General features: G+C 63.8%; 5 protein-coding genes. 1 reads left to right on the top strand and 4 read right to left on the bottom strand.

Annotated elements, in window-relative coordinates; genetic code table 11:
• Positions 1 to 539: hypothetical protein (locus tag K1X71_15465; protein MBX7074540.1), on the top strand; the 539-nt coding region annotated here is incomplete at its 5' end.
• 35 nt (positions 540 to 574) lie between these two features.
• Here the strand turns inward: K1X71_15465 and K1X71_15460 are convergent.
• The 4 genes from K1X71_15460 to K1X71_15445 form a co-directional block, all read right to left on the bottom strand.
• Positions 575 to 1216 (bottom strand): DUF502 domain-containing protein, encoded by a 642-nt coding sequence (locus tag K1X71_15460; protein MBX7074539.1) that lies wholly within the window; start codon positions 1214 to 1216, stop codon positions 575 to 577.
• A 161-nt stretch (positions 1217 to 1377) separates the two neighbouring features.
• Positions 1378 to 3015, bottom strand: coding sequence for a PPC domain-containing protein (locus K1X71_15455; GenBank protein ID MBX7074538.1), 1638 nt, complete (start codon positions 3013 to 3015; stop codon positions 1378 to 1380).
• Positions 3015 to 4364, bottom strand: coding sequence for a DUF1501 domain-containing protein (locus K1X71_15450; protein MBX7074537.1), 1350 nt, complete (start codon positions 4362 to 4364; stop codon positions 3015 to 3017). Before K1X71_15450 ends, K1X71_15455 begins: the two co-directional genes overlap by 1 nt.
• Before the next feature lie 29 nt (positions 4365 to 4393).
• On the bottom strand, positions 4394 to 6634 hold the full coding sequence (locus tag K1X71_15445; protein MBX7074536.1) for a DUF1549 and DUF1553 domain-containing protein: 2241 nt from the start codon (positions 6632 to 6634) through the stop codon (positions 4394 to 4396).
• Positions 6635 to 6661: the final 27 nt, after the last annotated feature.

The raw sequence follows: 6661 nt of genomic DNA, 5'->3' as shown, positions 1-6661 counted from the left end.
TGATCGTCGATACCTGGCAGAACAAACGCAATCGGATGAAACAGGTGTGCACCAATTGCCATACCGACAATTATGTCAACGCGTTCTACCAGCAATACGACGACTTCGTGATCAACTACAACGAGAAGTTCGCCAAGCCAGGACAAGCGATCATGGGCGCGCTGCGTTCGGCAAAGCTCATTTCAGAGCAGGAATTCGACGAGCCGATCGAGTGGACGTGGTTCTACCTTTGGCACCATGAAGGACGCCGCGCTCGCCATGGCGCCTCCATGATGGCCCCAGACTACGCTCATTGGCACGGCATGTACGAAGTGGCCGAACGGTTCTATCAAGGACTCGTGCCCGAGGCCCGCGAGTTGGCCGATCAGGCAGCCGAGCACGGCAATGCGGAGGCCGCTGAATCGGTGCGCAAAGTCATTGACGAGATTCTGGCGCGACCAGAACACAAATGGTACGAAGCTCATCGCATACAGCCGCCGCAGGCGGCGAAAATCTCATTGCCAGCGCAGGTCGCCGAGGATCGCGTTGAAGCGCCCTAAACGGCCGATTCGCGCATGACGGCCATCGGCGCGCGTTATGAACTTGCCGTCTCCGCGTCTTCACGCCGTTCACCGCCGCTCGGCAGCGTATGCGCCGTGCCCAATAGCGCGCCGGATCCGGCGCCGTAACGCAGGATCGAGCGTACCGTCGTCAGCATGGAGGCCTCGAGCGGACGGACGCGATCAGCGGTCATGAAGTAAAGCGACCCCACTGCGGGAGTAGGCGCGCTCGGCACGTAGACCGTGACCAGCGAGTTGGGGGCGCGCTCGATCACAAAGCCGAGTACCCAGCAATCGTCAAATTGGATTAGCGCGGCGGGCAGTCGTGATTCGGCGTCGCTCCCCGTTAGGCTGTGGGTCAAAGCCCTGACCAGCGAAAAGCCGGGCAAATGACGCAAAAATATAGAATCGACACGCTGGCTCATCGCGCGCCCGGGCCGCGTGGCGATCACCAAGCCGGCGAAGAACGAGAGCAGCACCAGCACCAGGATCGCAAGTAGATCGACGATCAAGACGCCGGCAAACTGTTCCGTGGGAAACAACCTGGCGACCGGCCGCAGGAGGTCTGCCGTCTGCCGCAGCGCCGCTCCGATGATGACCAGGCCGACGAGCAACGGCGCCACGACTAGCGCGCCCCCCAACACGGTCGCCTTGAAGTATTGAGCGAGGGCTTTCACAGGTCTGCCTTTCCCAACAGGATTCGTGGTGTTCTCAATGGAGCACATCATATCTGCGCGCTTATGGCGGCAGGAGATTTCTTCCGCGTGGCGGAAGCAAGAGGCCAACGAGCGCCAATGAGAGATCGGCGCGGGCAATACTTTCGCCGCACGATCGCGCGCTATTTCTGCTCGGCGGGCGCGATGGTAAGCCAGGGCTGCTCGGTTCGCTGGGTTCGTCCGGCGATGGCCGCCATGGCACGGCGCGACATGGGGGGCGCGCCGGCTGCCTCTCCCACGCACTGAATCGGCCCGGTGAATGGTTCGGCGCCGGCGACAATCGTCAGCTTGATCTGTTTGGCCGTGTCTCCCTCGGGGGCCGAGGTGATAGCCTCTGCTGTCGCTCCGGCGGGCAGGCCAACTAGCCGCACCGAGATAGGCTCGGCAAAGCCGTGGCGCCGCTCCACCTGAACCGGGATTTCGAGTTTGCCTCCGGCGGCCAACACGAAGGAATCGCGATCGAGTGAAAGCGCAAAGTCGGGCGCCGCGGCCTCGCAGGTGAGGCGATACACATATCGCTCTCCGCCCTGTCGATGCAAATCGCTGATCTGCGCGCGATAGTCCCCCGCTGCGGGGACGGCAAAGACCAACTCGCCGTCGCGCTCGGCGCCAATGTCATCGACACGCGCCAGCAACTTGCCAGCGGCGTCTTGAACTTCGATCACCGGGTCGAGCGGAAAGCCCAGCGCCCGACTCTCGGCGCGGAGCAGCACCTTGGCGCCGGCCGGCGCGTTGAATTGATAAACGTCTTTGTCGCGCGGCGCGTCGATTCGTCCTGTCACCGTCACAGGCCACGGCACGCATTGCGGCTGATCGACGCCATTGGGTTCGCTCTCCACGATCGCGGCGTGGTCGACCCGCGGCACCATATAGCTATTGGCCAGCGCCGGATGCCGGGCCAATAGCAGTTTGCCATCGGTCGAAGGAACTGGAACGATTTGCCGCGCCTCGGGCGGGATGTTCCAGCCGACTGGTTCAACGCTCTGCTCGCCGTTGGCCACGGCCAGCGGCAGCGTGTAGTCGATCCAACCGCTAGTCGCCAGCGTTAGGCGGTAGATGTAAGTGTCGTGCCCAGCCAGCGAAATGGAACTATTGGGATCCGCGGGAAAGCCCAACAGGCGAACTAGGTACGTGCCTGCCCGCGGCGCGGTGAACACCAGTTGTGGATCGAGTCCTTGCGAGTCGTCATTCTCTTGCAGTACAAAACCGCGCTCGTCGAGCACCTGCACAATGGCGTCGAGTGGCGCCGCGAGGACTTGGTTGGCGTCGACCCGTGCGACTAGCGTCTGACCATGCGCCAGGCTCACGGCGTACAAATCGACATCGCCGGTGCGCTCGAGCCGGCCATTTAGCACCTGATTCGCCTGCGCAATAACTTGTGGCTTCTGCGGCAGATCGTTGGGCTCTGCCTCATTGATTTCCGGCATTTGGCCAACGACGAACGGCACGGGGCGGCTGGCGCCTTGAGCGTTGTATAGCCGCGCCCAATAGGCGCCCGGCAACGCGTCGGCGGCAACCACTGCCTGCAATTTCCCAGACTCGGGGAGCGGTTCGAGCGCCACGCCGGCGCGATCGACCCAAACCTTAGGCGGCCACGAATCGAATTTGCCCTGCGCGGTCAGTTGCGTTGTGGCGCCAATTGGCGCGCCGGCGGGAAAGAAATAGCTGAGATCGGGAGGGGCCCCGAAAAGAGCGGGAGCGGCGACCAGGCAGATCACCGAGGCGACAAACACGCCGTGCCATAGTCGGCTTTGCGACATCAGCCCATCAACTCGCTGATTGGATTGGGATTACTGACCAGATGCGCCGGCCGGCCATTGGGGGCGTAATACATTTTGTTGGGATCGATGCCGAGCTTGGAGTAGACGGTCGAAACGAAATTCTCCGGCGCCAGTAGTCGATCGATCGGGGCGAAGCCGTTCTTGTCGGTGGCGCCAATCACTTGGCCTCCGGGCGTGCCGCAACCAGCGAACAAGATCGACATGGCGTTGGACCAGTGATCGCGGCCGGACTTGTCTTGTCCGGCGAGCGTGGAGATCTTCGGCGTGCGGCCAAACTCGCCCAAGGCGACCACCAGCGTGGTTTCCAACATTCCGCGCGCTTCGAGGTCGGTGATGAGCGCGGCGATCGCCTGCTCGAAGGGAGGCATGCGGCGCTTGATCGCGCCAAAGATGTCGGAGTGGTGATCCCAGCCCCCCTCGTTGAGAGTGATGAAGGGCACGCCCGCTTCGACCAATCGCCGCGCGAGCAGGGCGCGCTGACCAAAGGTGTTTTCGCCATAGGCCTCGCGCGTCCCTTTCGGCTCGGCGTGGATGTTGAAAGCGCGCTGCGCCGATTCGCTCGTCACCAGATTGTAGCCTTGCTGGTAGTACTCATCGAGCGCGTTGACCGGGTCGGCGGCCGCCTCGTCGGCGATGCGGATCATGCGGTCGACCACGCCCCGCAGGTCGCGGCGCTTGAGCGACCGGTCGTCGGCCAACCCTTCCGGTGGCGCCACATCGCGCACGCGAAAGTCCTTGTGATTGGGATCGCCGTTGACCACGAACGGCGCATAACGGGCGCCCAGAAAATTCGGTCCGCCAGAGCGCGTCATGCTCGGCATGGAAAAGTAGGCGGGCAATCCCCCCTGGCTGCCGCGCTCCAAGGCGGCCACCGATCCCAGGCTGGGATGAAAGCTGACAAACGCCCCACAGCCCACCGGGATGCGCGGCGGCGAGCCGGTCATCATGTAGTGATTGCCGGCGCCGTGGTTGCCCTGGTTGTGGCACACCGAACGGACAATGGCCAGTTTGTCGGCCATCTGCGCCAATCGCGGCACATACTCGGAGAAGTAGACGCCGGGGATCTTCGTGCCGATCGCCCCCAACTCGCCACGAAACTCGGCGGGCGCCTCGGGCTTGGGATCGAAGGTTTCGAAGTGCGACGGTCCGCCATCCATCCAGATGAGGATGCAGCTCGTTGGCCGCTTGAGCGGCGCCGGCGACGACGCTTCATTGGCCTGGCCGGCCAGTCGCAGCAGATCGACAAAGCCGCCCCCCGCCAACACGCCAAGTCCCAATTGCAGACAATCTCGGCGGCTGAAGCCTTCGCAATTTCGATTGACGCTCATCGAGAAGCTCCTACAAGGGGGTCCGCGTTCTAGTCCTTGAACACAAACTCGGGCGAGTTAATCAGGGCCCACAACAGGTCTTCGACGATTGGTCGCCGTTCCCCCGTGGAGAACAGCGCTGTGGTGGCGGCCGATTCTTCGCTAGTGGGCGGACGTGAATAGCACGCCAGATACAGTTCTTCGACGATCGCCGCGGGGGGCTGATCGCTCTTGGCCAGCCGCGCAGCGCGGCCGGCGTCGCTCACCACTTTGTTATGCAAGCCGGGCGCGTTCATCAGGTGCAGCGCCTGCACCATGGTCGTGTCGGGCGTGCGCTCGCACGGCGGGTCCTGATTCGCGTCGGGACGGCCAAAGGCGTCGAGGAACAGCGAGTCGACGCGGTGCGTCCACAGCTCCACCGCCCGCGAGCCAGAGGGCATCGCTTCAAACGACTCGGGGACCTCGGTCACGTCGCAGATCGCGTCGAACAACGTCTCAGCCCGTAGACGCTGGCGATAGTGCCGCGAGTAGTTGCGAGTGTCGGCCACGTTGCGCTCGCCCGGCAACGACGACAAACCGTAGACGTACGATGAGGCGATTAGCCGGATCAATCGCTTCAGGTCGTACTCACCGGCGCGAAACTCCTCGGCCAGGGCGTCGAGCAATTCTGGATTGCTGGGGGGATTGGTCGCCCGCAGATCGTCGACCGGATCGACGAGTCCGCGCCCCATCAGTTCGGCCCAGACGCGGTTAACGGCCACGCGCGCAAAGGGCTGGCGACCGTCGGCCAGCATCCAATCGACCAGCACCACGCGTGGATCGTCTTCGGGGCCGATCTCGCGCGCCGCGCCAAACAGCGGACGCGGCGGCAGCGTCTCACCTGTCAAGGGGTGGCGGACGTCGCCACTGTCGGCGGTGAAGATGATTTCTTCGCCACCGGAGATGGGTGGCGATAGGCCGGTACCCTTGTAGCCCACCCGCGCAAAGAACGCGGCCAGGCTGTAAAAGTCCTTCTGTCCCCAAATTTCGAATGGGTGCTGATGGCACTTGGCGCATTCGAGCCGCGTGCCGAGGAATAGCTGGCTGACGAGCGTGGTGATCTCGTCCGGCGAGCGTCGATCGCGAAAAATAGTGGTCGCGCCGTTGCGCCAAGTGCTGCCTTGCGCGGTGACGAGTCCGCGCACAAACTGGTCGTACGGCAGATTGCGCCGAAACGCGTCGCGCAGCCAGGCGTCGAGGCTGCGGGTGGCCTTGATGCCAACGCGATACGGATTGGGCCGCAGCAGGTCGGCCCATTTGTTGGCCCAATGGTCGGCGTACTCCGGACGCGCCAGCAGCGCGTCGATCAGCTCGCCGCGCTTGTCGGGCGACGCGTCGGCCAGAAAATCGCGCGTTTCTTGCGGGGTGGGCAACCGGCCGATGATGTCCAAATAGAGTCGCCGCAGCAGTTTGCTGTCGGCGGCCGGCTCGCTGGGAGTGATGCCAAGCGTTTGCAAGCGATTCCAAACATGGCCGTCAATCACGTTGTAGCGTGGCAGCCCGGCGTAAACTTGCGGATCGACGGAGTCGGCCAGCGGCACGGCCGTGTTCCAGGTGGCGATGTTGCCCATATAGCGCGCCATGATGCTCGCCTCGCCAGGGAGCGCGCCGGCGGTCAGTTGCCCTTGTCGGTCGACCGACACCACCGCCGCCTCGTTGGAAGCAAAGCTAGTCAGGCGGGTCACATCGCGCGTTGTGCCATCCGAATATTCGGCGGTGACCACCAATTGCTCGCGCGAGTTGGCCGGCAGCACGTGCTGCGCAGGCGCCAGCGCGATGCCCACGACGGTGGGATCGTCCTTGGTGGCCCGGGGCATGCCGGTGGCGATCCAACGGCGGACCGTCTGGTACTCGGGCCCGGCGGGATCGAGCCGCTTGCCGCCGCCATGGGGCAGTTGGGCGCTGGGCTTTTGCAGCAGCAAACTGTAATCGGGCGCAGCCGGAAACACGCGCCGACCACGGCTTTGCAGTACGATCGAGTCGTAGTCAAAATTGGGGTCGAACCCCAACAGCGACAGCGCAAAGCCATTTTGACCGCGGGCCTTGCCGTGGCAGGCGCCGGTGTTGCACCCAGCCGCCGTGAAAATCGGCTGCACATCCAGCTCAAAGATCACGCGCGACGAGTCACTCTCAAGCGCCGCCGGCGGAAGGCGATTGGCCTCCGCGCCGCCGGCAACCTCCAGCATCAAACAAAGCGCCGCGAGCAAGCTCACAAGCGCGAGGCGGGCGATGGAACGAGCGGTGTGCGACATGGCGGGGCGCATGGGGCGGGCGGGTCG

Source organism: Pirellulales bacterium, assembly GCA_019694455.1.
Classification (GTDB): Bacteria; Planctomycetota; Planctomycetia; order Pirellulales; family JAEUIK01; genus JAIBBY01.
Note: the sequence above shows the minus strand (reverse complement) of the source record. Positions and strands in the feature narration are given on the sequence as shown.

Excerpts from the sequence above, each read along its gene's own strand:
- K1X71_15455 (MBX7074538.1), bottom strand. The coding sequence starts at position 3,015 with ATGTCGCAAAGCCGACTATGGCACGGCGTGTTTGTCGCCTCGGTGATC.
- K1X71_15450 (MBX7074537.1), bottom strand. The coding sequence starts at position 4,364 with ATGAGCGTCAATCGAAATTGCGAAGGCTTCAGCCGCCGAGATTGTCTG.
- K1X71_15445 (MBX7074536.1), bottom strand. The coding sequence starts at position 6,634 with ATGTCGCACACCGCTCGTTCCATCGCCCGCCTCGCGCTTGTGAGCTTG.